General features: G+C 58.2%; 25 protein-coding genes. 12 read left to right on the top strand and 13 right to left on the bottom strand.

The window, feature by feature from the left end:
- Window positions 1-163: 163 nt before the first annotated feature.
- The 4 genes from QTA58_RS23440 (at window position 164) to QTA58_RS23425 (ending at window position 3,648) form a co-directional block, all read left to right on the top strand.
- Window positions 164-733 (top strand): recombinase family protein, encoded by a 570-nt coding sequence (locus QTA58_RS23440; protein ID WP_289671098.1) that lies wholly within the window; start codon window positions 164-166, stop codon window positions 731-733.
- Between the two features lie 192 nt (window positions 734-925).
- On the top strand, window positions 926-2,893 hold the full coding sequence (locus QTA58_RS23435; protein WP_289671096.1) for an AAA family ATPase: 1,968 nt from the start codon (window positions 926-928) through the stop codon (window positions 2,891-2,893).
- A 13-nt stretch (window positions 2,894-2,906) separates the two neighbouring features.
- Window positions 2,907-3,422 (top strand): DUF6650 family protein, encoded by a 516-nt coding sequence (locus tag QTA58_RS23430; RefSeq protein ID WP_289671094.1) that lies wholly within the window; start codon window positions 2,907-2,909, stop codon window positions 3,420-3,422.
- Window positions 3,423-3,441: 19 nt separating this feature from the next.
- Window positions 3,442-3,648: a hypothetical protein gene (locus QTA58_RS23425; protein ID WP_289671092.1), complete on the top strand. Its 207-nt coding sequence runs from the start codon at window positions 3,442-3,444 to the stop codon at window positions 3,646-3,648.
- Between the two features lie 55 nt (window positions 3,649-3,703).
- Here the strand turns inward: QTA58_RS23425 and QTA58_RS23420 are convergent, their stop codons facing one another.
- The 3 genes from QTA58_RS23420 to QTA58_RS23410 all read right to left on the bottom strand — a co-directional run bounded on the left by QTA58_RS23420 (window position 3,704) and on the right by QTA58_RS23410 (window position 5,630).
- Window positions 3,704-4,255 (bottom strand): hypothetical protein, encoded by a 552-nt coding sequence (locus tag QTA58_RS23420; protein ID WP_289671090.1) that lies wholly within the window; start codon window positions 4,253-4,255, stop codon window positions 3,704-3,706.
- Window positions 4,256-4,728: 473 nt separating this feature from the next.
- Window positions 4,729-5,415: a DNA methyltransferase gene (locus tag QTA58_RS23415; RefSeq protein ID WP_289671088.1), complete on the bottom strand. Its 687-nt coding sequence runs from the start codon at window positions 5,413-5,415 to the stop codon at window positions 4,729-4,731.
- Window positions 5,412-5,630, bottom strand: coding sequence for a hypothetical protein (locus tag QTA58_RS23410; protein ID WP_289671087.1), 219 nt, complete (start codon window positions 5,628-5,630; stop codon window positions 5,412-5,414). Before QTA58_RS23410 ends, QTA58_RS23415 begins: the two co-directional genes overlap by 4 nt.
- A gap of 807 nt (window positions 5,631-6,437) precedes the next feature.
- Between QTA58_RS23410 and QTA58_RS23405 the strand changes: the two genes are divergently transcribed.
- From QTA58_RS23405 to QTA58_RS23390, 4 genes are all read left to right on the top strand, one after another.
- Window positions 6,438-7,310 carry a phage integrase N-terminal domain-containing protein gene (locus tag QTA58_RS23405; protein ID WP_289671086.1) on the top strand — a complete coding sequence of 291 codons (873 nt, stop codon included), beginning with the start codon at window positions 6,438-6,440 and terminating at the stop codon, window positions 7,308-7,310.
- On the top strand, window positions 7,310-7,612 hold the full coding sequence (locus tag QTA58_RS23400; protein WP_289671085.1) for a hypothetical protein: 303 nt from the start codon (window positions 7,310-7,312) through the stop codon (window positions 7,610-7,612). The genes QTA58_RS23405 and QTA58_RS23400 overlap by 1 nt, the downstream gene beginning before the upstream one ends.
- An 89-nt stretch (window positions 7,613-7,701) precedes the next feature.
- The gene (locus tag QTA58_RS23395) at window positions 7,702-9,435 is read left to right on the top strand and encodes a type IV secretory system conjugative DNA transfer family protein (RefSeq protein ID WP_289671084.1); all 1,734 of its coding nucleotides are present in this window, start codon (window positions 7,702-7,704) and stop codon (window positions 9,433-9,435) included.
- Window positions 9,395-10,324 (top strand): zinc metalloprotease HtpX, encoded by a 930-nt coding sequence (locus QTA58_RS23390; RefSeq protein ID WP_289671083.1) that lies wholly within the window; start codon window positions 9,395-9,397, stop codon window positions 10,322-10,324. The genes QTA58_RS23395 and QTA58_RS23390 overlap by 41 nt, the downstream gene beginning before the upstream one ends.
- A 103-nt stretch (window positions 10,325-10,427) precedes the next feature.
- Here QTA58_RS23390 and QTA58_RS23385 read toward each other — a convergent pair whose 3' ends face one another.
- The 5 genes from QTA58_RS23385 to mobQ form a co-directional block, all read right to left on the bottom strand.
- Entirely contained in the window at window positions 10,428-10,802 is a 375-nt protein-coding gene (locus QTA58_RS23385) for a hypothetical protein (RefSeq protein WP_289671082.1), read from the bottom strand.
- Between the two features lie 380 nt (window positions 10,803-11,182).
- Window positions 11,183-11,728, bottom strand: a complete 546-nt coding sequence (locus QTA58_RS23380; protein WP_289671081.1) for a GNAT family N-acetyltransferase — start codon at window positions 11,726-11,728, stop codon at window positions 11,183-11,185.
- A gap of 90 nt (window positions 11,729-11,818) precedes the next feature.
- Window positions 11,819-12,292, bottom strand: a complete 474-nt coding sequence (locus QTA58_RS23375) for a hypothetical protein (protein WP_289671080.1) — start codon at window positions 12,290-12,292, stop codon at window positions 11,819-11,821.
- Window positions 12,293-12,315: 23 nt separating this feature from the next.
- Window positions 12,316-12,630 (bottom strand): hypothetical protein, encoded by a 315-nt coding sequence (locus QTA58_RS23370; protein ID WP_289671079.1) that lies wholly within the window; start codon window positions 12,628-12,630, stop codon window positions 12,316-12,318.
- A 38-nt stretch (window positions 12,631-12,668) separates the two neighbouring features.
- A complete protein-coding gene (gene mobQ / locus QTA58_RS23365) occupies window positions 12,669-13,730 on the bottom strand; it encodes a MobQ family relaxase (protein ID WP_289671078.1) in 1,062 nt (353 codons plus the stop codon).
- A gap of 737 nt (window positions 13,731-14,467) precedes the next feature.
- Between mobQ and QTA58_RS23360 the strand changes: the two genes are divergently transcribed.
- Window positions 14,468-15,697 (top strand): DUF5677 domain-containing protein, encoded by a 1,230-nt coding sequence (locus QTA58_RS23360; RefSeq protein ID WP_289671077.1) that lies wholly within the window; start codon window positions 14,468-14,470, stop codon window positions 15,695-15,697.
- A gap of 26 nt (window positions 15,698-15,723) precedes the next feature.
- Here QTA58_RS23360 and QTA58_RS23355 read toward each other — a convergent pair whose 3' ends face one another.
- Both QTA58_RS23355 and QTA58_RS23350 read right to left on the bottom strand, forming a co-directional pair.
- The gene (locus QTA58_RS23355) at window positions 15,724-16,914 is read right to left on the bottom strand and encodes a site-specific integrase (RefSeq protein ID WP_289671076.1); all 1,191 of its coding nucleotides are present in this window, start codon (window positions 16,912-16,914) and stop codon (window positions 15,724-15,726) included.
- A 245-nt stretch (window positions 16,915-17,159) separates the two neighbouring features.
- A complete protein-coding gene (locus QTA58_RS23350; protein WP_085423181.1) occupies window positions 17,160-18,617 on the bottom strand; it encodes a TrkH family potassium uptake protein in 1,458 nt (485 codons plus the stop codon).
- A 117-nt stretch (window positions 18,618-18,734) separates the two neighbouring features.
- Here QTA58_RS23350 and ilvA point away from each other — a divergent pair, with 117 nt between their 5' ends.
- Window positions 18,735-19,985 (top strand): threonine ammonia-lyase, encoded by a 1,251-nt coding sequence (gene ilvA / locus QTA58_RS23345; protein WP_289673294.1) that lies wholly within the window; start codon window positions 18,735-18,737, stop codon window positions 19,983-19,985.
- On the opposite strand, the gene QTA58_RS23340 is transcribed toward ilvA, so the two are convergent.
- Both QTA58_RS23340 and QTA58_RS23335 read right to left on the bottom strand, forming a co-directional pair.
- Window positions 19,978-20,970, bottom strand: coding sequence for an alpha/beta hydrolase (locus tag QTA58_RS23340; RefSeq protein WP_289671075.1), 993 nt, complete (start codon window positions 20,968-20,970; stop codon window positions 19,978-19,980). The two genes, ilvA and QTA58_RS23340, sit on opposite strands and share 8 nt — an antisense overlap.
- A gap of 54 nt (window positions 20,971-21,024) precedes the next feature.
- On the bottom strand, window positions 21,025-22,044 hold the full coding sequence (locus QTA58_RS23335; RefSeq protein ID WP_289671072.1) for a glycerophosphodiester phosphodiesterase family protein: 1,020 nt from the start codon (window positions 22,042-22,044) through the stop codon (window positions 21,025-21,027).
- A 113-nt stretch (window positions 22,045-22,157) separates the two neighbouring features.
- Between QTA58_RS23335 and QTA58_RS23330 the strand changes: the two genes are divergently transcribed.
- Window positions 22,158-22,481 carry an HlyU family transcriptional regulator gene (locus QTA58_RS23330; protein WP_289671071.1) on the top strand — a complete coding sequence of 108 codons (324 nt, stop codon included), beginning with the start codon at window positions 22,158-22,160 and terminating at the stop codon, window positions 22,479-22,481.
- Window positions 22,482-22,744: 263 nt separating this feature from the next.
- On the top strand, window positions 22,745-24,031 hold the full coding sequence (locus tag QTA58_RS23325) for a GGDEF domain-containing protein (RefSeq protein ID WP_289671070.1): 1,287 nt from the start codon (window positions 22,745-22,747) through the stop codon (window positions 24,029-24,031).
- A gap of 19 nt (window positions 24,032-24,050) precedes the next feature.
- Here QTA58_RS23325 and QTA58_RS23320 read toward each other — a convergent pair whose 3' ends face one another.
- Window positions 24,051-24,668 (bottom strand): FMN-dependent NADH-azoreductase, encoded by a 618-nt coding sequence (locus tag QTA58_RS23320; RefSeq protein WP_085423187.1) that lies wholly within the window; start codon window positions 24,666-24,668, stop codon window positions 24,051-24,053.
- Window positions 24,669-24,731: the final 63 nt, after the last annotated feature.

The raw sequence follows: 24,731 nt of genomic DNA, 5'->3' as shown, positions 1-24,731 counted from the left end.
ATTCAGATGTTATAAAATATAGATTCATTTAAAAATCGTGAATCTGTCCCACTTGCAAAAGTCGTGACTTTTGACCATCTGTAAAACGGCGCAGAAGCTTCCGACTATAATTAACAATATTTATGGAATTCAAGGCTTTCCGCTATTTACGGAGGCTTTGAGCATGACTACACACGTTTCCAATCGGATTCTCGGCTATGCCCGCGTCAGCACAAAAGGGCAGGACTTGGCCTATCAACTCGCTAAACTGAAGGCAGCCGGATGCGCGCAGATATTTCATGAGAGGCGTAGCGGCAAGAGCCGGGACGGTCGCCCGGAACTTGCCAGACTTCTCCAGTCCCTCCGCTCCGGCGATATCGTGCTTGCCACCGTCACCGATAGAATTGCCAGGAACCCGCTCGATCTGCTGAACATCGTGGATACCGTGAAGAAGGCGGGTGCGGGCTTGCGCCTGATCGATGAACCGTTCATCGACACGACCTCGGAATTCTCTGACCTGATCCTGTTCATTGTCGGTTGGGCGGCCCGTTGGCAACGGCTGCGCATTCTGGAAAATACCGCCCACGGCCGTGCGGACGCGCGGCGGCGCGGGGTGAAGTTCGGGCGGAAGCCGAAGCTTGGCCCACAAGAGCGCGAGAAAATTTTCGAGTGGCGCGCCAAGGGCGAATCCTGCGCACGGATCGCCAGCGCTTTCGGGGTCAGCGAGAGCACGATTTCCCGTATGCGGCCATAAATTAAGTTCCGGCGGCGCGAGAATGGTGACGATTCCAAACACGATTTGCTGAAGAGAGGGGGCGCTCATCACGCTTTTAGTAATCGGAAACATACAGCGCTTCACGTGAGTATTTTGTGAACCAACCTCCATATTGATTGACAGAGATTGTATTGTAATTTCAAATCAATGCTAAATTGAGGGAGGGGTTTTATGAAGCTGATAAGTGCAAAAGTTCAAAATTTTCGCTCTGCGGAAGATACGGGGCAGTTTACGATTGAAAATGTGACCTGCCTTGTAGGTAAGAATGAAGCAGGAAAGAGTGCGGTACTCCAGGCACTTGCTGCGCTGAATCCCCATCCAGCTACGCCGATAGCCCTTGATAAAGAACGCGATTACCCTCGCAGATATTTGACCAGCTACGATGCACGTCATCCATCTGAGGATGCAGTCGTTATTTCAACGACATGGGAATTAGCGGCGGAGGAGATAGCTGCCGTAGAAGCGGAGTTCGGACAAGGATGTTTGGCAGAAACCAAGGTTGAGATCATCCGACGCTACGGTCGCGATCCTGAGTGGTCGATCGATATCAATTTCTCTGTCGCTCTGGAGCATTTGTACACTAGGCATAAGTTGGATGCGAGTGAGCGTGCTCAAGTAAAGAAAGCTGATACTTCCTCTGCACTTATCACGCTTCTTAAAGAACTTGGCACGTTGACTGAAAAACAGAAGGCTCTTCTCCAAGAACTTGAGAAGGCAGGAAGTGTCACGGCTGCTATTAGAAAAATTCTAGACCGATATCTTCCAAAGTTCATGTATTTTTCAAATTATGATCGCATGGATGGTGCAATTCAGATCGAGGCCGTGTCTGCGATGGTGGCGGATGGCTCCATCCAGCGCGATGACAATCGTGGCAAGAAGCTCTTTTATGAATTTTTGAATTATGCGCATGTTCCTATTGAGGAAATCACCAAAGTTACGACGTTTGAAACGTTCAACGCGAAGCTACAATCAGCGTCAAATACCATCACAGATCAGATTCTGGAGTATTGGACGCAAAATCCTGATTTAGCGGTGAACGTGGAAATTGATCCTGCTCGCCCAGGAGACCCTGCTCCATACAATACAGGCACCATTGCGCGGGCAAGAATCTATAATCAGCTTCATCGTGTAGATACTCCATTCTCGGAGAGAAGCACAGGATTCGTATGGTTCTTCTCGTTCTTGGTGAAGTTTGCTCAGGTTAAGGACGAAGCGCGACCGGTAATATTGCTCCTAGATGAACCGGGGCTAACTTTGCATGGGAAGGCTCAAGCCGACCTGCTGCGCTTTTTTGATGAAAAACTCGCACCTCATCACCAGATCATTTATTCCACCCATTCGCCGTTCATGGTGGCGCCAGATCGGCTGATGTCTACGCGTATTGTAGAAGATCAGGTGAACATTGATCCCAGGTCAGGCCGACGATCTCCAATTGGAACAAAAGTTCGAGAAGATGTGCTCGAAAGAGACCCTGATACACTATTTCCTCTTCAGGGAGCACTAGGATATGAAATTACGCAGACGCTATTCGTCGGTAAAAACACGCTTCTCGTAGAAGGCCCCAGCGATATTCTGTACCTCCAAGCTCTTTCCGAAGAGTTGAGACGGCGCAAACGTACGCATCTCGATTCGCGTTGGACGCTTTGCCCATCAGGAGGCATTGGGAACATTCGACCATTCATGTCCTTGTTTGGAGGAAATTCCGTCAATGTGGCAGTGCTGTCTGATCATGGAGCAAATGAGAAGCGTAAGATTGAGGAATTGAAACGGGCCGAGATTTTGAAAGCTGGTCATTTCTACAGCATCACGGAGTTCGTCGACCAGCCGGAAGGTGATATCGAAGATATTTTCCATCCGGAAATTTTTGTTGGAATTCTTAATGGTGCTTACGACGTGCCAAAGGGCAATTTAATAACTGTAGAATCGCTAGAAGCCGCTGACACTACGACGCCCCGATTGGTGAAGAAGGCAGAGGCTATCTTTAGAACAATGCCATCATCGGTCACGGAGTTTGATCATTTTGCGCCGGCAGCTTGGCTTATTGAAAATAGAGAGATTCTAAAGGGCGATACCGCGCCGGTTGAAGAAACCCTCGCTCGCGCTGAGAAGATATTCACCACTTACAATAAGCTTCTCTAACGGGGTGCTGAGAGTGCTGATCCGTGCCAAAGAGATGCTCAAACGGGTTACCGGTATCTCAACGCCATTATTTGGGGTTTCGTGGAATCCGCCTGCTTCCGATCGGGATGCCGTTCGCAAATTCCTGGCGTTCTTGGAAGACCGCCGCGCGCTATTCAATCCTCTTCCGGCCGAGGTCGAGGATCATGTGATTTCCTCCATTCACATGATCCGAGCCGAATGCACGACAACGGTGGGTACGCTCAGTGACAAGGCGGCTGGTGCGGTGCATATACGAGCCATTGGCGCTGCCTGCCGCCGGTTCCTCGATGAACCGTATCCGACGTTGATGACATCATGGAGCAGCGTCGTGATCCGTATTTTGAGCGGGATGAGCATCATGGCCGGTTGCGGCATGGGACGCATCCGGCGGCGTTCTTCACCGCCTTGGGAGAATTCCGGGGTTTTGTGGGGACACAAATCGCCTTGCTGTCAGCCATCTATACGATTGATATCCATGGTGACTTGGTACGTATCTTGCCCCCAGTGATGGATGAGGAGTGTTGAGCATGGATTCTTATGAAGATTTGATGGCCTTAATAAATGCCGGAAAAAAGAAAGAGGCGCTTGAACTGCTTGAGCGATTGAAGGCCGCTAATAAATTTGCGCCAACGATGATAAAGGCCAGCAAGACGGGCGCTGTATTTTATAAAGGGAACCGCCGTGTTGTGCAAAATGCGGCGGGCGAATGGGAATTGGCTCTTAAGAAACAGTAGGAAACATCAGGCAGCGTTTCCCCGTTCTCACTGCATGGAGGCTAGTTTGCCGCCGTTATCGCGGCAAATCCTTCATCAAATAAATGTTCACGATCTCCATCAGGGAATAGAAATCCTTTCGGAACATACCTCTCCGCTGATTGAAATTGAGCTGGCGGTCATCCAACACCATCTCAACGTATGTACGGATTTTATAAGGTTTAATAAGCTTAAGACCATCTAGGTTGACCGAGTAGTAGTTTTGGCCGCGATACACGCGAGACAACTCAACACTCAGGACCGAAATACCAAATGTAAGTGCGGTTAATTCGTTGCAATAGTCCCGTGCAAAGCGTCGGTCGTATCGAACGACATTCCCGGTTCGCACCGTGCGGCCATAGGTCGTAATCGGGAAAGCGGCAGCTGCCCGAATAAGTAACGCCGTTGCGATCTTAAGGGCCTTCATTGGCTTGAGCTTGCTAACCTGAAACCTGCCAAAATCTTGGACGAACTTCCCCCAGGCTTTCCGAATCTCGGTATCGGATATTTCCGGCTCATAGCCGTAAAAAGAGGCGGCTACGTTTGCCGCCTCTTTGTAAAGTCCTTTAAAGACTTCGGGATCGCCCAACGAGGATAGCTCGTGGTACAAGTCGAATAGTTGCACCATGATAGGGAATTATTTCGACAGCAAGTTTTTCGCGGAAGTCAGGTAAATATCCTCAACTTCCTTGGCCGACAGTTGAGGCCTGTATCCATATAGATCACTCGATATGGACTTCATGCCGGATACAGCAAGAGCAATCTCATCCGGTGTCGGATCGTCTTGCGATGTTAGATAGGTATCAGACAGAGGCTTTTTGCTGCGTTGTCTAGCAGTCATATCGTTCTCCAAGCGGAATGCCCAACCTGGGCAACCGCCCGTGTAAATGGGCAGGTTACTTTACGACTGAATCGTATAAAAATTCCTTGATTCCGCAAACAGGTTTGCGGACTTCATAAAGCCAAGTCGATGGCCGCTCAGCATTTTGTTGCTTAAATCCCACAATTTCGGTGGAAGTGAGACCGCTAAAGCGCAGCGAGATATGAAATGCATTTTCAGCCTCATAACCTGAGACGTCTTCGTGCTTTTGCGGCATGTTCGCATTCAAGTTCGATGCCGACATAATTCCGTCCACAGGACTGCGCCGCGACAAGCGTGGAGCCTGACCCGCAAAATGGGTCAAGCACCAAGCCACCTGCCGGACAATACGTGCGGATAAGCGGCTCCAGCACTTCGACAGGCTTTTGGGTAGGATGCAGCTTGTTGCCGGTGTAAACCCAGCCCGCGACATCGGACAACGGTCGTACCGGCATTTCCGGGCGTCCCTTCGCCAGCACGTAGGCGGATTCGTGCATGGCGCGGAATAGCCCGATTCGCGACGCATAATTCTTGCAAAAGACCATGTGCCCGACCAGACGGAAACCTGCCGCGCGCCACGCCGCCAGGAAAGCGTCGGCGGCCGTCCAGCCGTAGAAGCTGATGCACAAGCTATCCGGCTTCATCAGACGGTAGATTTCGCGGAACGCGGGCTCCAGCCAGTCCGAACGGGTGTCGTTGGCGATCGTGCGACCCAGCCGGTCGCGGTAGCCGCAGATGTACGGCGGATCGGTGAGCACGAAGTCCACGGATTCACCGGGCATACCGGCCATGACCTGCACGCAGTCGCCATGGATGACGGTATTCTCCGGCAAGGCCACCTCCGGGAAATGGAGGTGGCCGTCGCGGACGCGATAGGATGTGGACTTCATTGCCCGCGTCCTTTGCGGCTGGTGGCTTCAGTCGCCTTGGCGGTGCGGATAACCACGCGGCCATCGAGAGGCAGCAGGCTCAAGGTGATGTTGAGGCCGTTGCCATCGGCGTGCTGCCAGGCTGCTCCGATTTTGGTCCAGAAGGCGTTGTCGCCTTTGCCTTCGACCACATAGACGTGATGCGTCGGCGTGGTGTTGGTGGTGTCGTTGCTCATTTTGGGAGGCTTCCGTTGGTTGGTCCGGTCACGCCCTTCGCGACCGGTCGGGTGCCAAAAGACGCTGCGCCTTCGCCCCGCCCGCAACGGAGGGTCCGGCCGAGGCTCCCACGGGATACGGCTGGATGCCTTGCGGACGGGCGAGCGGCGTCACACCCCGACCACACCGGTGCGAAGGTCGAGACCGCCCCAACGGGCCGCTCCGGCAACAGCACCACCATGCCATGCCGACAACGGCATGGCGCTGGGACCGAAGCCGCGCCCCGGCTTCGGGCAAAGCCACGACAAACAAAGTCGGACGTAAAACGTCCGTCCGTGCAAAAGACCGGAGGTCCGTCACTCGCCAATGCATTCGGGAGTGACGGACCGCCCCCAAACCCTCGGTGGTCAAGGCGTTCACGCAAACGTCGCCACATGACCCGCTAATGACGCTGCGCTCCGCTCTCCGTCACGGACATCATTTCCGGCGCAAGATGCTGGCCATTAGCAGCCGCAGGCGTTCACTATCCGCTGAGGCAACCAAACGCCTGACCCATCTCACCCACCGTTTTCCCAACCATAGGAGAGCAGAATGCTTGCTCATCTCATCCGTGCGCCGCCGCGGCGGCCATCCTTCCGGTGCCCATCTTTCGGGTGCCGGACGCCCAACAGGGCAAACCACTTCGGCCAGCCGCCCGGCTGGCTCGTGAGGCTTGTACCGTAATACGCATTCCCGGCCTTGCCGCGAGTGACCTTCGCGGGGTGCCCTGATCCAAGGACAGGCATCGGCCATCAACACTCACCGCCCTTAACAAGGAAGCGAGCAAGATGGACGATCTGACCATGGACCTGGTGCGTTTGTGCCAACGCAATCGGGATGGCTCCCAAGGCACCCAAGCTAACCGCCGGCGCGGGCTGACCGCAATGGCCGATGATCTCGCAGACCTCGGCTATAAGCTGCCGTCTGCGGGCTCTCTCAAACCGAAACACGTCGAAGCCCTCGTGGAAAAGTGGCTCGACACGGACACCACCGACGCCAGTATCCGCAATCGCCTCACATGGCTGCGTTGGTGGGCGGAGAAGGTCAACAAGCCGAACGTCGTCAACCGCGACAACGCCGCCTATGGCGTGGCCGAACGCGGCGAAATCATCCGCAACCGCGCCCAGATCCTCGACCACACGAAACTCCAGACCATCGCATGCCCCAACATCAAGGCATCCCTGCTGCTGCAAGCCGCTTTCGGCTTGCGCCGCGAGGAGGCCATGAAATTCCAGCCGCAGGCCGCCATTCGCGGCGACCATATTGCCTTGCAGGCCAGTTGGACCAAAGGCGGCAGAGCGCGCACCATCCCCATCACAACACTGGAGCAACGACAGGTGCTCCAGCATGTCGTGAAACTCATCCCCGGTCGCGGCTCGTTGATCCCGGCGCAACTCACCTATGTCGAACATCTCAAGCGGTTCGAGTACCAGACTCTCAAGGCGGGCCTGCGCAACACGCATGGATTCCGGCACGCGTATGCCCAAAACCGCTACCGCACCCTGACCGGCCAAGCCTGCCCGCTGGCAGGCGGCAAGAAATGGGCCGACATGACCGCGAAGGAACGCGAAGCTGATCGCGCAGCCCGCCGCCAAATCTCGGCCGAACTCGGTCATGGCCGCCTGAAAATTACCGATACCTACTTGGGGAGTGCCTTCTGATGAAACGCGCCGAAGGTAACTATCTGATGGCGGCGGATTTCCGCAAACGGTACGCCGACAAACTGTTCAAGCCGTCCACCATCGCGACAGCCATAGACGAAGCCGCCTTCAACGGCCATCGCCAGTATCGCGTCGTGCAGGAACACCCGTTCGATTTATCCGATACCGATGCGGCCCAGGCGTTGGAGGAATGGCTTGACCGGGAACAATTCCATTACATCTGGAGACCGACGTTCCTTGAACAGGATGCGCTCCGGCCTTCGATTGTGACGGAGTACCCGGAGTTGGTGATTTCGTGGTAACAAGAAAAAGAACAAGCCCTCAAGTCTTGAGGGCTTGTTCTTTTTCCAGTTCTGGTTGTTAATCTGCCCCTATTGGCTGGGGCAGTCATATGACCAATAAATTTGATCCGTTCGGTGATCTCGAACGCGACTTTCTATCCACATTGAAGTGGGCGAAGTGGGGATTAAAAACCGGCAGGAACATTAAGGCCCGCTCGGCCCGTCGTCGGGTGGAGGATCTGTACGGCCCTGAGATTGCAGACGCGGTTGAAGCCGCGATCCGTTCCGGCCGCGATCCGGCCCCGATCATCGAACGCGCCAAACGCGACCTGGAAGCCCGCCAGGAACGCGAGCGGCAACTTGCCGATCCGCCGCCGCTCTATGGCTCGGCCCGCTGGCCGACTTCCGCCGACCTGCGACCATACTTGCGCGACAGGAACGCCTTTCACGATCCCCGCTCGATCCTTCTCGGCACGTTCAGCGATGAAGGGCAGACGACACCCGCCGGGTTCGTGCATTGGGACGGTGACGGCCATCTGCTGACAGTCGCCCCGACGCGTTCGGGCAAGGGCAAAACCACCATCATCCCCAATCTGCTTCGGTATCAGGGCAGTTGCGTGGTGCTCGATCCCAAGGGCGAGCTGTTCGAAGCCACGTCGCAATGGCGGAGCACACTCGGACCCGTTTACCGGATTGCGCCGCTGGACGAAGGCTCCGGCAAACCCGTCCATCGCTTCGATCCCGTCAGCCGGGTCAGAAAAGAGGCCGACGCGCGCTCCATCGCACAGCAGATGTTTCCGCGCGATCCCAAGTCACCGGCGTTTTTCGCGGATGATGCGGTCGGAATCATGACCGGCTTCATTATGTTTGTGCGTTACAAGGCTCCGCCGCATCGCCAAACCTTGGCGACGGTCTGCCAAATGGCCATGCTCAAAGGCCCCAGCCTGATCAACGTCGCGAAACAGATGGCCGGGTTCCCGCCATCCGCCGACGCGGGACGCGCCATTCTGGAAAAGGATGCCCAGCGTGGGCTCAAGGTCTTGCAGGACACGCTGACCAGCAAGCTATACGAATGGAAAGACGGCGATATCCAGCGCAGCGTCAGCGGCAGCGACATCAGTTTCGAAAGCCTGAAGGACCGGCCCGCCACGGTCTATATCGAGATCCCGTTTGATATGATGCAGACGTTCTCGGGATGGCTGCGGGTCGTCCTGAAAACCGCGCTCGACGCCATGCTGACCAACCCGCGCATCCCGGATATCCCGGTTCTCTTCGTGCTGGATGAATTCCTGAACATCGGTGCGTTTCCTGAATACCGCGATGCCATCCGCACCCACGCGGGCGCGGGCATCCGGTTGTGGTTCTTCCTTCAGGATATCCATTCCATCGAGGAGCATTACCCCGGCAATAGCTGGCGTCCGTTCCTCAACTGCGCGGTCAAACAGTTCTTCGGCATTAACGATGACGAAACGGCCAAAATGGTGGGCGGTTATCTCGGGCACAGGACCCACGCCATCCGCACGACCACGGCCAGCACAAATGTCTCGTCGCATCTCGGCGGATGGCACGACGACGCCTCGACCAACACGGGGTTCTCGATGACCGAAGGCATCCAGTTCCTCGGCCGTCCGCTGCTCACCAGCGACGAGGTGCGGGACCTGCTCGGCGGGTGGAAGGGCGACGGCTGGCGTTACGGCATTCTCGATATTGCCGGAGTGCGGCCGTTCAAAACGCAGCTCGTGGTGCATGAGAAGAGCGAGACTTGCCGGAACCGTATCGGGTTGATGTCAAAGGGGGATAGTCGTGGCCGAAACGAGCATCAACTACCGGAAACTCAGGAATAGCAGCCTGCCGACATGGCTCGGCCTGGTTATAGGCAGTTGGTTTGGACTGGCGTGGGGAAGCCTGCTCTCCGCACCGGTCGGAATCGGCTTCGGCGTTGCAGCCGGAAGCGCATTCGGCGGCTTTCTGGCCGTCCCTCTCTGGGGGACGGTCTGGGGGCTGATCGGCCTCGGCAGGCAGCGCGAAAGCGCCGTACGCCAGCACGGTATCACGCTGCTCACGGAAGACGATCCGCTCGCCCAGCGGGTCTACGTCCTCGCCGCCAGACTGGGGCTGAAAACCCGGCCATGGGTCGGAGTCATGCCGCACAACAATGCCTACGCCATAGGCGCCAACGCCAACAGCGCCCTGGTCGTGGTCGGCCAACCACTCATTGACTCCCTGACCGAAGCGGAAGTGGATGCCATCATCGGCCACGAACTGGGCCACATCGCGAATAACGACATGCGCCGCATAGGGCTGGCCCGCTCGTTTCAGAACTCGTTGGTCTGGTACCTCGGCTTTTCCAATACCTTGCAACGCTGGGGCCGCTGGCTCCTGACGTGGCTCTCGGAATTGTTCGTGCTGCGTCTGTCGCGCAAGCGCGAATACTGGGCCGACGCCATCGGCGCGACACTCACCGGCAAGGAACACATGATTGCGGCGCTGGAAAAGCTGCATGAGGGACCGGAACTCAGCGATTTCGAGCGCACCCATGCGCGCCTGATGTTCCGTGGCTTCGCCAGAGGTTCACTGCTCTCGACGCATCCAACCCTCAAGGAACGGCGGGCGGCTCTCCAGCGGGAAACGTATTTGAAGCGGATTCCAGTTATGCGAGCCGTGGAGCCGCCAGCATTGTCCGCCCCGGTGGCAACACCCAAGGCCGAGGATATTGCTTACGCAAAGCGATAGGCGTTTACTTCGTCACATCATTAACTACGGCAGTATCGCTCACGCGATTGGAGGCATCAGACCGCCCTGGCGTGTTCAGGATAGTAAACGCGGGTACATCCGATCAGGGATGTTGCTTTTCATTGGCGGTTTTACGGTACTCATCACGCAGCCAAGTCAAAGTTTTGCGCATTCGTTCCTCGTTCTTTTCGTCGAAAAGATAAACTTCAACCAGGAAATCGTGCCAGTATTCGATGGCCTCATAAAATTCAAGGTGAGCATTCTTTCGAGATATTTGTGCACTCAGCTCAATATAACTGAGGCGCTCAAAAAAATGAGCAATCATCGAAATGTAAATCCAGTCCCCAAGCCTGCGATTTTCGCTCAAAACCGGATATGTGCTTTTCTCCCGTCCCTCGAATTCCCCTTTAAGCACCGCAGCCTCGTTGCGGGCGTGAATGAAATCCTTGGAATTCCACTCATGGGAAAGCTCGATCAAACGGCTTTGTTTGAGAATAGCTTTCTGCGTTTCCGACTGCTGTTTATTATATCTTCTAATATAGTGAAGATTCCATGCGGCATATATTAAGCTTCCAGCAGCTATAAATGCGGCCGCTATGGAGAATCTGTAGTCATTGTATTCAAGAATGATCTTGCAATAATCAGAAGTATTCTGTATAGAAAAAATACAACTTAACATAGGTCGTACCTCAGGGAGCGGCCTATGGGCCGACGTTTAACATGTGTGACATTCTGCTTTCTGCCTTGTTCCTTTGGATTCCGTTCGGAGGAGCAGCCTTGTCTCTGATATACCTTACATACCAAACGCATAAAGACATAAAAGAACTCAAGAAGTAATTTTCGAAGAAAACTGCGCCTTTATGGGTGCAGTTTTTTATTGTAGTCAACAATATGTAATTCTTCATTGTGTCCTATTCTTACGTATTGACGTGCGTCCCAGAACGCTAAAGTATCCCGCGCTTCGGCATCCGCGTGCAGGTATATGTCGCGATAATTGAGCCGGACTGCCTCCGAAATTGCTTCGGCCTCAAGTTTGCGACCAATGCCGCGTCCGCGCATGTCTTCCCGAATATACATACGAGAGAGTTGGCAAACAGCCGTACTATCCGGGTAATAAGGCATTAGGCGATAGAGGGTGTCCGGCTTCCAGTACATGTTGTAGATGCCGCAAGTTCCAAGGATGTCACCGGCCTCATTCTGACATAGCCAGAAAGCTCCTCTATTCAGCGAAGAATACCAGTTCGTGCGGGACGATGTAATGAGGGAATCCAGGTCCGCATGCCACGCCGGAGTGTAGTCAATATTGTAAAAATCCTTGATGATTTTCAGGCAATAGCTTCGGGCAGCACCGTGTCTGTCATCCGGTTCATCCGATAGCTTGGTAACTCTGAGGTTGGGAATCATCGCCTAGTCCGTAAAAGAAACCCGATTCAGGGAAATCTACAGACATGGCATGTACAGGCTTTCGGTTGAGACTAATAGCGCTGAGGAGTTCTATCGCTTCCACCAATCCAGATAATCCTCCGGCTTCACATCCTCGCGCTCCATCTCCCTGAGCATCCGTTCCTCGCCCTCATAATGCGGATGCCGCTCATCCTGCACGGTGTCCTGCTGCTCCGGCTCGGGAGCATCCAGCACGGGCCGCAGCCAATCCAGATGATCCTCCTGCATCGCGGGCACCTCGGCCTCCCATTCCTGAACGGCCAACCGTTCCGTACCTCTTTCGTCCTGCTCGCGGATACGATTTTCAAGGTCTTCGATCTGCGCCGTTACCTTGCCAAACTCGAACATGAAACCCGCGTGGGTTTTCTGGCGCTCGGTGAGCACCATGATGGCGTGGCCGACATCATCGGTTGCGCCAGCCACCGCATGGATGGCCCGCTCAAGCTGGTAGTCAATATCCTCTATCGTGTCCTCAAGGGTGTGGGCGCGTTCACGCAAGGCTTTCAGTTCGGCTTTCATATCCATGGCGGCCTCCGGCCAAGGCAGGATCAGTGGGCGTAATGATAGGCGGGCTGATGTTCGGGCTGGTCTTGCAGTTCGGCAATGAGAAAGGCACGCAGCCGCTCACCGGACCCAACAAGTTCCTGGGCGCGCGCATGGAAGTAAAAGGCGCTCTGCCGCAACTCCTCGCGGATGTCCGGCAGGGTCTCGGCCTGGGCCTTGCGCATGGCCCAGTAAGCGAGCCGCTTGCGGCGGCGGATGAGATCGGTTTCCAGCCATTCTAGCTCCTTCCGCGTCTTCGCACGCTGTTCCTCCGTCAACTCACGGATGCCGAATACCGAACCTGCATAAACCTGCGTCATGCACCGATGATGGGACGGCCTTGGCCATCCCGCAAGTGTTACCTGCGGCTTTGGTCCGGTTCGTGCCACGCCCCATCCTCGGACGGCGGAGACGGACGCCGGTTATCCAGTTCCAGCCAATCGAGATGGTTTTCCCACCGCTCCAGAACCTGCATGTCTTCCTGCACATTCTGCTCTGTGAGCCAGTCCAGCGCATTTTCCGGCGCAAGCCGGTAGGCGGCGGCCTCGTCCTCGGAAAGCTCGCGATTGTTCTGTTGATCTACCGCCGTTCGGGCGGAATGAAGATCGCCGTTCGGCTCTTGAAGAACGGGAGGTTCCTCCCGGTGGACTTCGTCCAGCATGCGCCGTTCGGCGGCATGAAGTTCCTTGGGGTGGATGGGCGACCCGTCCGGGTCCGGTACGGGCAAATCGTGGTCATTGTCGCGCTGCATGGTCTGCTCCCTCTCGCGCTGGCGCTCCCGGCGCGCACGTCTCTCGTCGGGGTTCGGGCCGCGATGCTGGCCCGGCTCCCTGTCCAGTTTGCGCTTGGCATAGCTGCGGCTGTCGATCGCGACGGCCACACCCGCCGCGCGTAAGGCGTCGTTGGCAATCCGCTCCCAGAGAGCGCGGGCTTCGGTCACAAACTGCCGTCCGTCCGCGCTGCGGATTTTCGGGCCGAATCCTTGGGCCGTCACCACACGCGTGGTCAGCAGGATATGAACATGGGGATTGTGCTGTGTGCCATCGTCGTGGATAGCGAAGTCAGCCACAAAGCCTTGCGCCGCGTACGCATCGGCCATGGCCCGCGCCACGGGGAGCCACGCGGTGCGCGGCAACTCGCGAGGCAGGGCAAACTCCACCTCTTTGGCCAGCCGTGCATCCTTGCGCTTCTCGGCGGCCTCCACAGCGTTCCAGAGCTGCGTCCGGTCGGCCATCCACTCCGGCGCACCGGCAGGCAGGCGGATGTCATGTGCGATCACATCACGTCGCCCGTCAAAATCCGACAGGCGCTCCTCGGTCTCATTCGGCAGAATCGCACCCGCCCGATAGGCCGCCGCCGTCACGATGGAACGCCCATCACCACGGCTGATGTTCTTGACGTTCAGGTGATAGATAGCCATTCACCTTGCTCCGGCACGGATGGGGTCCAGGGGCTTGCCCCTGGCGCACCTGCCGGTTTTCTCCAGACGCCGCGCGGCTGGTCAGAAAACCGTGCAGAGCATCGCCCATAGCCAATGTGTACGCGTTGGGCGATGCGTAGGTGCGCTGTACGCATTCCTACATGGGAGCCCCTGCATTTCAAGGTGGCACGACCATCCAATACAATCTGACCCCGCTGAGATCATCGCAGACACGAGCCACATGATACCGGTTGAGTAGACGGCATTACTTTGTTAGCAGAGGGCACCATGCGGACGTGGTGGAATCGGTAGACACAAGGGACTTAGACGCAACTTGAGTGCATCGGCGGAAACGCCGGATGTAGAACTGCTCAAATTCGGGGAAACCTGTCAGATGGCGATCCCGAGCCAAGCCTCACTAGAGGAAGGTGTAGAGACTAGACGGGCAGCACCTAAGGCGGCAGCTAGGGTGAAGGTATAGTCCAGACCACAAACGCCGGAAGGCGGCGGCGAAAGCCGTAGCTGGTAAGAAAATCCCTCGGCCTCGGCCATGCGGGTTCGATCCCCGCCGTCCGCACCAAAGCATTCATCTCATTTAGCTGTTAATTGGCGACGCTTCCCCAGCGCCTTTTTCTAAATCGCGATACAAGTAATCGTAATGATATTTCCGGTTGAGCCCGAAGGATACTGGCTCGGCTGCATGAATACGAGAATGTCGAACCGGTGGGTGGGGTGAATTGGCGAAAAAGCTGAACTCGCAAATCACTGAAATAGTGAAACAGGTGCCAAGGCGTTTAGTTCGCCGAATGTTTCAGAAAAAGCTTGAAGCCCAAGACGTCTCTGACGAAGCGCTCTTGGAGGCGATGACGGATCATCTTCTCGGCAGCCGTGATGAGCCCTTCAAATGGGAGAGCGACACTGACATCGTTATCGCCATTACCGATCAGGATCTAAAAGACCTGCTTGCCGACATGAAAGATGCAGTCGACGTAACGCTGCCCAAAGCGCTTACTGAAGCCATTAAGGTAACGTCTTCCAATGTCGTAAAGCGTCTTGAGAAACGTTGGCCGGAGATCAAGCTCTCAGAGCGGCACGAAATGCAATACTTCAAGGATCGGCTCGATCTCAGATGGTCGCCAGTGCTGGACCCGTTGCATATGATGCTTGTTTCCTCACGGGAAGTAGGAGAAACCTTCGCTCAAAAACTCAGTCGATCAAAAGCCAAAAAAGGCATCATCAAACGGAAAGTCTTGGTAATGCTCCATATGCGTGCATGCCAAACCACGATGGAGATTTTAACACTCCTTGAAAGTGGCTTGCCGGACGGAGCTTATGCCCGTTGGCGCACATTATATGAAATTTCCGTCGTGTGTTTTCTCGTCAGCCGGTTCGGCGATGAAATCGCCGAACGTTATCTCGCACATGAGATCGTCAGCGAGAGGGAGTCGGTGATCAACGAACTCCGACATGAAGGGAGGACTTACGAGCCCGAAAAAATGGAAGAAGAATTTCCGGAGCTGGAGGCTGAATACCAAGCGGCAATTGCCAAGTATGGTGCGGCATTTAAATCATCATATGGTTGGGCGGCGCATAGCCTCAATCTCAAAGCTCCACGCTTCGCTGATCTGGAAGAAGCGGTCGATTGGACTTCACTTCCCTCCGATTACAAATGGTCGAGTTACAAGGTTCACGCGGGCGTAGCGGGTACGGTTTGGACGTTGGGCACTCTTGGCAATCGGGATATTATTCTCGCCGGAGCGACAAACGCAGGCCTTGAGGTTCCAGCGATCAATGCCGCCTATTCATTGCTGCATGTGACGTCTGTACTTTTCGAAGCGGCAAGCGACGTCGAAATCCAAGTGCAAATGAACGCCCTTATCCTGCTCAGGGACAAAGTCCTCGCAAACAGCCGCAAGGTGGTAAAGAAGTTGAAGCGGGACCACATTGAGTTTTTAGGAGGACTGTAGTCAGAGGGGCGCCGCGATGTCGCCATTCAGGCCTCTCGGTGAGCATTTCGTCTAGCGTGCTCGACAATTTCCTTCTTAGATCTAGCCTTCCGCTTCACATTCACAGCGGCGGCGCTGATGCTCGTGGAAATGTGCGAAGCGTAATATTTCTCGATCATCTCCACGCTGGTGCGACAGTTCTTGGCGACCTGATAGATGTCGGCACCCTCCATCAGGCGGAGGGAGATGTAGGTATGGCGCAGGCTGTAAGCGGTGCGCCGGGTGCCCTCCCGATCAAACTTCAGGTCTTCCTCGCCCAGAATGGTGTTGAACATCACCATATGGTTGCCGGGGAAAACCGGATCACTCGGCTTCGGCAGATTGCGTTTGAGCAACCGCTCGAAGGGAAAAACCGCGCTCTTGGTGCTCTTGCAATAGCCGACCCCGCGCTTGCCCCGGACCTGAATAAGCAGGATGGTTTCGTTCGTTTCCTCGTCGATGACGATTTCCACGTCGCGGTACTGGAGGCGCTTGGCCTCATCCGGCCGGAGGCCTGTATTGGCCATGAAGAGCACATAGTCATGAAGTTGGGCGGCATGCCACTTATACCGGCTGTCCTTGTGGAGATCGACGCGCTTCCGCGTGGCCGTATAGAGCTTTTTGTATTCTTCAGGGGAGAACCACGCACGGTGCGCAACTTTATTGCCGGATTTATACGGGGTCGAAAGGTCCGGCAGGTGCATCAGCCAGCCATGCCGGATGGCTGTCTTCAGGACTTGCCGTAGGGTCACGATCTCCTGGTGCAATGTACTTTTGGCGGGCAACTTGCCTTCCGGGCTCTCGCGGTGACGTTTGACGCGGGATTCCTGAACCTTGCCAGAAGTTACCTCCGACAGCCCTAAATCACCGAAGAACGGCGTCAGGTAGAGGCGGAGGCGACGCTCATTCCCGGCGACATAATCTGGATTGCGGCTGCCGCCCGTCACGACATCGTACTCATCAAGATAGCGTTTGGCCGCATCCTCGAAGCTGCGCTCGTTCTTGAGCCCGCCGCCTTTTTCCTTGGCCTTCATGCGGTAGAACCAGTCTTCGGCAAACTCTTTGGCGAGCGCTAGGCTGTCTTCACCCGTGCTTACTCGCCAGTTCTTGCCGTTGATACGGGTCGAGCACTGCCAGCGCCCGCTATTCTCGCGCCGATAGACAAGAACCTTGCCCCCTAAAATCGCATGACTTGCCATGTCGAACCCCATCTCCAACGAGGCCGGAATGTGCACACGCTGTGCACGCCGGAAACAGCCATTAGAGATAGATTAACATATTGATTTTATAAATCAAATTGAAACGCATAACCGAAGTCGGGGGATTTTAAGTCCCTTGCGTCTACCAGTTTCGCCACGTCCGCAGCGGGCTCCTGTTTCATGGAGTTCGCGTGCTTCGTCAAGGCCGTAGACGACCGTTATCGTCCGGTTCGGACGCCGGCCGTTCAATGCCGCCAGAAGATCGGGGTGAGGAGCACCAGCACGGTGAGGATTTCGAGGCGGCCGAGCAGCATCATCAGCGAGAGCAGATAGAGCGCCGGATCGCTGATCGTCGAGAAGTTGCCGACCGGCCCGATGATCGGGCCGACGCCGGGGCCGACATTCGACAGCGCCGTGATGACCGAGGACGTGGCCGTCAGGAAGTCGTAGCCGAAAAGCGCCATGCCGATGCTGCCGACCACCCAGAGGAAGATGTAGAGGCTGACGAACAGGAAGACGCCGCGCTGCGTCTCCGCGTCCACGGTCAGGGCGCCGTAGCGCACGGGATAGATGGCGTTCGGATAGATGAGCTTGTTCAAGCCGGCGCGGACGACGTTGAACATCACCACGAAACGGTAGGCCTTGATGCCGCCCGCCGTCGAGCCTGAACAGCCGCCGATGAAGGTCGCGAAGAAGGCGGTGAGCACCGCGAACGGCCCCCAGAGCGTGTAGTCGTCGCTCGCAAAGCCTCCGGTCGAGAGGATCGAGGCCATGTTGAAGAAGGAATGGATGAGCGCGTCGTTCATGTCGACGCCGTTCCGCAGGTGGTGGTAGACGGCGAGCGCAATGGAAATGGCGCAGAGATACCCCAGGAAGACGAGGATCTGCGGGTCGCGCGCGGCATCGAGCCGGTTTCTGACCGCAAGCAGGATGATGACCGAAAAGGGCAGGCTGCAGATCGTCAGGAAGATCGTGCCGATGATCAGCAGCGCTTCATTATCCGGAAAATAGCCGAAGGATGCGTCGTGCGTCGAGAAACCGGCCGTCGCGATCGTCGACATGGCATGGTTCAGCGCGTCGAAATGGCTCATGCCGGCCATGTCGTAGGCGATCGCGCAGGCAAGGGTGAGGAGCACGTAGGCGATCAGGAAGGCACGGGTGAAGCTTGCGAGGCGCGCGAACGGCTTGTCGCCGGTATCCGACGATTCGAGCTTGAAGATCGAAGCGCCGCCGACCTTCAGGAACGGCAGCACGAAGAGGCCGAGGCCGACGATGCCGATGCCGCCGAGCCAGGTGAGCAGCGAGCGCCAGAGCAGAATGCCGGGCGGCATGTCGTCCAGTCCGACGATGACGGTCGAGCCGGTGGTGGTGATGCCGGAGATCGATTCGAAGAGCGCCTGGGCGAAGGTGAGTTCATGTTCGGCGAGGAAGAGCGGGATCGCCCCGACGAGCGAAAACATCGCCCACAGCACATTGACCAGAAGGAAGCCGAGCCGCTTGTTGAAGACCGGCGGCGGGCCTCGGGTGGCAAGCGCCGCCGCCGCCGCAACGCCGCCCACCATGAAGCCGGACATGGCGAAGACCTGCCAGTCGCTGTGGCCGTAATAGAGATCGACCAGCGCCGGCAGGAACATGGCGATCGACAGATAAAGCGCACAAAGCGCCGTGATATAGATGACCGACCGGAGAAGGTTGGCGTTCAAGAAACGGTTGCCCCTGTTTTCGGTGCCGCGGAAAGATGCTTTGTCTCGACCGCAAGGCTATGGCATAGCGGGGCCAATCTTCGATTTCAATGGACGGCCGACGTGAACAGGGCAGACGTGACGAAAGCGGATGTGGACAAAGCCAAGACGGCGATGCGGGCGATTTTTCCCGAAACGCCGCTGCAGATGAACGAGCATTTGAGCCGGCGCTACGGCGCCGAGATCTGGCTGAAGCGTGAGGACCTGTCGCCGGTCCGCTCCTACAAGATCCGCGGCGCGTTCAATTTCCTGCGCAAGGCGATCGCCGCCGGCGCCGGCGGCACGACCTTCGTCTGCGCCTCGGCCGGCAACCACGCGCAGGGCTTCGCCTTCGTCTGCCGTCATTTCGAGGTGCCGGGCGTGGTCTTCATGCCGGTCACCACGCCGCAGCAGAAGATCGACAAGACCCGCATGTTCGGCGGCGAATTCATCACCATCCGGCTGATCGGCGACATTTTCGACCAGTGCTACGCGGCGGCCCGCGCGCATGTGGAGGAGATCGGCGGGGTCATGGTGCCGCCCTTCGACGATGCCGACATCATCGAGGGGCAGGCGACGGTGGCGGCCGAAATCGTCGAGCAGCTGCCGGACGGCACGACACCCGATCTCGTCATCACGCCGGTCGGCGGCGGCGGACTGTCTTCCGGCATGACGGGCTATCTCGGCAGGATCGTGGCGCCGGAAAATTTCGTCTTCACCGAGCCGGAAGGCGCGCCGAGCCTCAAGAAGAGCCTTGAAGCGGGCGAGCCGGTCACGCTTGCGAAGGTCGACAACTTCGTCGACGGCGCCGCGGTCGCCCGCATCGGCGACCTGAATTTCAAGGCGCTGAAGCGCTTTTCGCCGGATCAGGTCCTGCTTCTGCCCGAAAATGCCATCTGCGTGACGATCACCGACATGCTGAATGTCGAAGGCGTCGTGCTGGAGCCGGCCGGCGCCTTGTCGATCACGGCGCTGGAGGCGCTGGGGCGGGAGAAGCTCGCCGGCAAGACGGTGGTCTGCGTCGTCTCGGGCGGCAATTTCGACTTCGAGCGGCTGCCGGACGTCAAGGAGCGCGCCATGCGCTATTCCGGCCTCAAGAAATACTTCATCCTGCGGCTGCCCCAGCGCCCCGGCGCACTGCGCGATTTCCTCAACCTGCTGGGTCCCGAGGACGATATCGCCCGCTTCGAATACCTGAAGAAGTCGGCGCGTAATTTCGGCTCGATCCTGATCGGCATCGAAACCACGAGGCCGGAGAATTTCGCGACACTGGTCGAACGCTTCGACGCGGCCAACATGGGCTATCAGGACATCACCGAGAACGACATCCTCGCGAGCCTGATCATCTAACCGTGGCCTGGAGCCATGCGATGATCCGCTCGGCGAGCGGGCCGGTCGTGGCCGGCGAGATGATGTCGCCGGCGATGACGTGGTTGGCGGGGTCGCCGGTTTTGCCGACATCGACAAGCCGGTGCGGTCCGCCCCAGCGGCCGGCGATCGCGCGCACCCTGTCCGGCCGCACCACCTGGTCCAGCGAGGAATAGAGGAAGAGGGCGGGCGTGCCGATCCGCTCGACGGGGCTGCCGACGGAGAGTTTCACGAGGGCCGCCATCGGCAGCAGCGCTTTCGTCGGATACTCGGTCGTCCAGGCCGCCGCGTGCCTGTCGTTATACGGCTTGAAGCTGCGGGTGGGGCCGATGAGCAGGCGGGAAAGCTGCGGCGCAACGGGTGTCGTCAGCAGGAAGGCGCCGAAACTGCTGAGCCCGTAATTGGGCGACAGGAACACGGCGGCGGCGACGCGGGGGCCGATCGCCGGATCGGCGAGCGCCAGCGTCGCAAGCGAAGCGCCGGTCGAGGTGCCCATGACGATCACGTTCTCGCCGAGCGCCTCGCCGATCGAAAGCGCCTCGGAAAAATCTCCGAGCCAGTCTTCGAGCGTGGCTTCCCCCATGGCGTCGGCGGTGCGGCCGTGGCCGGCGAGACGGGCAAAATGGAGATTGGCGCCGAGCGCGGCCGCGACGCGGTCGGGCAGGGGGCGAACTTCCTCCGCCGATGCCGAGAAGCCGTGGATATAGACGATCGAAAGCGGCGTCCTCGCCTTCGTCGCCGGGTTGGCCCAGACCACACGTTTGGCGGCGCCCGGCCGGATGTCGGAAAAACGCTTTTCGTCGGCGGCGAGATAGGCGTCGATATCGTCGCCGGGGCGGACCTTGTCGAAAGCGGGAAAACCTTCAGCGGGCAGCAGCGGTCCGGCCATCAGCATCGCTCCGAGGGCGGCGGCCACGACCGCGCAGATAGTGGCGACCGTCCGCCATGACAGGAATCTCCTCCGCATTCGGCGCTCCTCCGAACCACGGGATGATAGGCACGCTTCGTGACGGCGGAAAGTCTATTTCCCGCAGATCGCGGGCTTGGAAGGAAGGGCGCAGAAACCGCGGCGGTCGACCTCGATGCGCGTCTTTTCGATGACGTTCGTCCAGACGAGGCCGGGAAACCCGTCCGGCACGCTGTCCCAATCGTCTTCCTCGTCGATGCCGGAGCTTCCCGCGTCGCCCGCCTCGAAAGGCCCGAGCAGCACCACATCCGACCCGGCGGCCTGCATGCGGTTGTAGAACCGCTCCGGCCAGCCCCAGAGGAGAAAAGCGAAATTGACGGGAACCGGCACCAGCGCGTTCCGGCAGGTTTCCGGCACATAGCCGCTCCAGCCGAGCGCCAGGTAGTTGACGAGACAGGATTTCGCCGTGTGGTTGGAATAGCCGGGCAGGCCTGCGACGAGTGCGGTGGCTCTTTCGGTGGGTTCGTTGCCGCCAAAGACGCCAAAAGTCGCTTCGCGCGAGGCCAGCCGGGTATTGAGAAGGGTTGCGAGCGCTTCGCCTTCCTCCGCGCGGCGGCTCTTGAAATTGATGAGGAAGCGGCCCTGCGGCAGGGCTGCGAAGACCTCCGGCAGGGTAGGCATCAGGCCGCCCCCTTTGCCGCGGAAGGGGAAGGTTCTTCCGTCGTCGGCCGTATAGCCGTAGCCGATGTCGAGCGTCTTCAGGACGCTCATCGGCGTCTGTTCGGTGACGCCTTTGCCATCGGTGCGGCAGTCGAGCGTCCAGTCGTGGAAGACCGCGAATTGCTTGTCCGGCGTCAGATGCACGTCGAGCTCCACGACATCTGCGCCGTGATCGAACGCGGCCTTCATGCCGTCGATGGTGTTTTCGAGGAAGGGATGCGTCGGCGGCAGCATCAGGCTTGCGGTGCAGGTGTCGCTCCCGATATCGGTCGCATCGAAAAGCTGATGCTGGCCGCGATGGGCGATGATCCGGAGCGGCTTGTCCTCCGGAAAACGGGAAAACAGCGAGGTATTGCCGATCCAGAGCGCGGCAGCGATCGCAACCGGCACGGCGATGACGACTTTCCACTTCATGTGAGGCGACGGGCTCCGAATCGATCGATGGACGCAACACTTGGTCGGGGGCGATTGCGACTTTTCCGAGATGCCTGCTTCCGGCTCGCCGAGGAATATGCTAGGCAGCCGCCATGGCTTCGTTTCTGTCCAATATTCTCTCGATCTTTTCCGGCGGCGGCAAAACCGCCGAGCCCTCCGGCACGGCCGCCGAGCCGGTGGAGCACGGCGGCTGCCTCATCCATGCCACGCCGATCCGCGAAGGGTCGCAGTTCCGGCTGGCCGGCCGCATCGAGAAGGACGTGAACGGCGAGGTGCTGGAGCGCACGTTCGTCCGCGCCGACGTCTTCACCTCGATGGACGACGCGGTCGAATACACGGTCAAGAAGGCGCAGCAGATCATCGACCAGAACGGCCCGTCCCTGTTTGCCGACGGAGCAAAATCGCGCTCGGCATAACCGCCGGTCTGCGCGCAATCTGCGACAATCACTCAAAATCAGATCGAAGGCGGCGCGGGCATCTCTTCGGATGCCGCGCAGTGTCGTGACGCGCCGGGGAAGTTGACGAAGGTCAAGGAATCGCCGGCCTTTCGAGGCCCGAAACAGTCCGGCCGTTAATCGCATGGTCATGGATAACGCAGATAATCCCGCCGCAGGGGAGGAATGTCAAAACGACGGCGTTACAGCGATATAGCCCCCGAAGAGGCTGAAGGCAGACCGAAATGCAGGTGTTCAATCTCGCCCTCTTCCTGTGTGAGGCGGTCATCTACTTCACGGTCATGACGGTTTTCCTGCATTTTCGCCGTCAGCTCGGCCTCGGCGTCTTCCTGGCCGCCCTCGGCGTCATGCACTTCATGGAGACTTACCTTGCGGCGGTCTTCTACATCGAGCTTCCCTTCGGCACCGTCTCTCCCGGTTCATCGGTCTTCTTCGCCGGCAAGCTGATGATGATCCTTCTCCTCTATCTGAAGGAGGATGCGGCGATCGTCCGCCAGCCGATCTACGGGCTTTTCCTCGGCAATCTCGTCACGGTCGGCGTTGCCCAGCTTCTGCAGCTTCACAATGTCGTGGCGCTGCCGGCCGGCCGCGCCGCGGACATGGGTTTCCTGAACGAGATGGGCTGGCTGATGGTCTGGGGCACGGCGCTTCTCTACCTCGACGCGATCGGCATCATCCTGCTCTACGAGCGGCTCGGGCGTCTCCTGCGTCGTCATGTGGTTCTCCGGTTCGCGTTGAGCGGCGCCGCGTTGCTGACATTCGACCAGATCGGTTTCTATGCGGCCCTGGCCGTTCTCTTCGACGCGCCGTTTTCGGTTTTCCTGGGCGGCTGGCTGGCCAAGCTGCTGGCGGTCGCGGTCTATGCGCTTCTCTTCGCGGCCTATCTCAAGATCGAGCAGATTCCGCGGCTCGCGAGATCGCCCGGCGAGATCACCGACATCTTCAACCGCCTGACGTTCCGGGAGCGATACCAGGCGCTTCTGGCGAGAAGCGGCGTCGACGGGCTGACCGGCGTCCTCGACCGCAGCCGTCTGGAGGCGGATGCGCCGAAGCTGATCCGCGATTGTCTCGATCGGGGACGGGAGCTGAGCGTCGTGATGATCGACGCGGACCATTTCAAGGAGGTCAACGACCTCTTCGGGCACCTGAAGGGCGACGAGGTTTTGAAGGAGATGGCGGCCCGCCTGCAGGCGGACTTGCGCGCCGGCGATCATCTCTTCCGTTTCGGGGGAGAGGAATTCGTTCTGCTCCTGCCCGATACCGGCCATGAGCGCGCCCTGACGCTTGCAGAGCGGCTGCGGGCGGAAATCTGCCGATCGGTCATGCGGCCGGACGGACGGCAGGTGACCGTCTCGATCGGGGTCGCGTCCGCCCCGGAAGACGGCCGTGCTCTCGATGCGCTTCTCGGATGCGCCGACGAACGTCTCTACGGCGCGAAGAAAAACGGCCGGGACGGGGTCCACGGCCGTTTCGGCAGGCTCGTTTCGTCAGGGGCAGGGACGGGAAGCTGAAGGCCCGTGATGACAGGCCCTAGGCGACGAGAGCGAGCTGCTGCGTCCGCTGCTGGGCGTTGGCGATCGCCTTTTCAGCGGCATCCGGGCCGAAGGCCAGGCCTTCGACGTAGATGACTTCCACATCCGTCATGCCCATGAAGCCGAGCACGGTGGTGAGATAGGGAACGGCATGGTTCATGCCGGTTGCCGGGCCTTGCGAATAGACGCCGCCCGAGGCAAGCACGACATAGACCTTCTTGCCGGTGGCGAGGCCGATCGGGCCGTTCTCGGTGTAGCGGAACGTCTGGCCGGCGCGGGCGACGTTGTCGATCCAGCTCTTCAGCGTCGAATAGATGTTGAAGTTGATGAGGCCGGTGGCGATGACGACGGTATCCGCAGCCATGAGCTCGGCGACCAGCTTGTCGGAATAATCGGCCGCGGCGGCTTCTGCCGGGGTCCGGTCGGCCGGAGCCTTGCGGATGGCCGCCGTCGTGACGCTGTCGAGATGCGGGACCGGATTGGCGCCGAGATCGCGATGGACGACGGACGTGCCGTTGGTCCGGGCGCTCAGCGCATTGGCGAGGTCTTGAGCCACCTTGCTGGACAGCGATTCGTCACCGCGCGGGCTCGACGTGACAAGAAGAATGGAGGACATGCGTTTCTTCCTTCTGGAGATTTGAATTTCGGAACGAGGGGAGGTCTCGTTGCTTCGGGTTGG

This window comes from Neorhizobium sp. CSC1952, assembly GCF_030378245.1.
GTDB lineage: Bacteria > Pseudomonadota > Alphaproteobacteria > Rhizobiales > Rhizobiaceae > Neorhizobium > Neorhizobium oryzae_A.
This window is presented reverse-complemented; position numbering and strand designations above follow the sequence as displayed.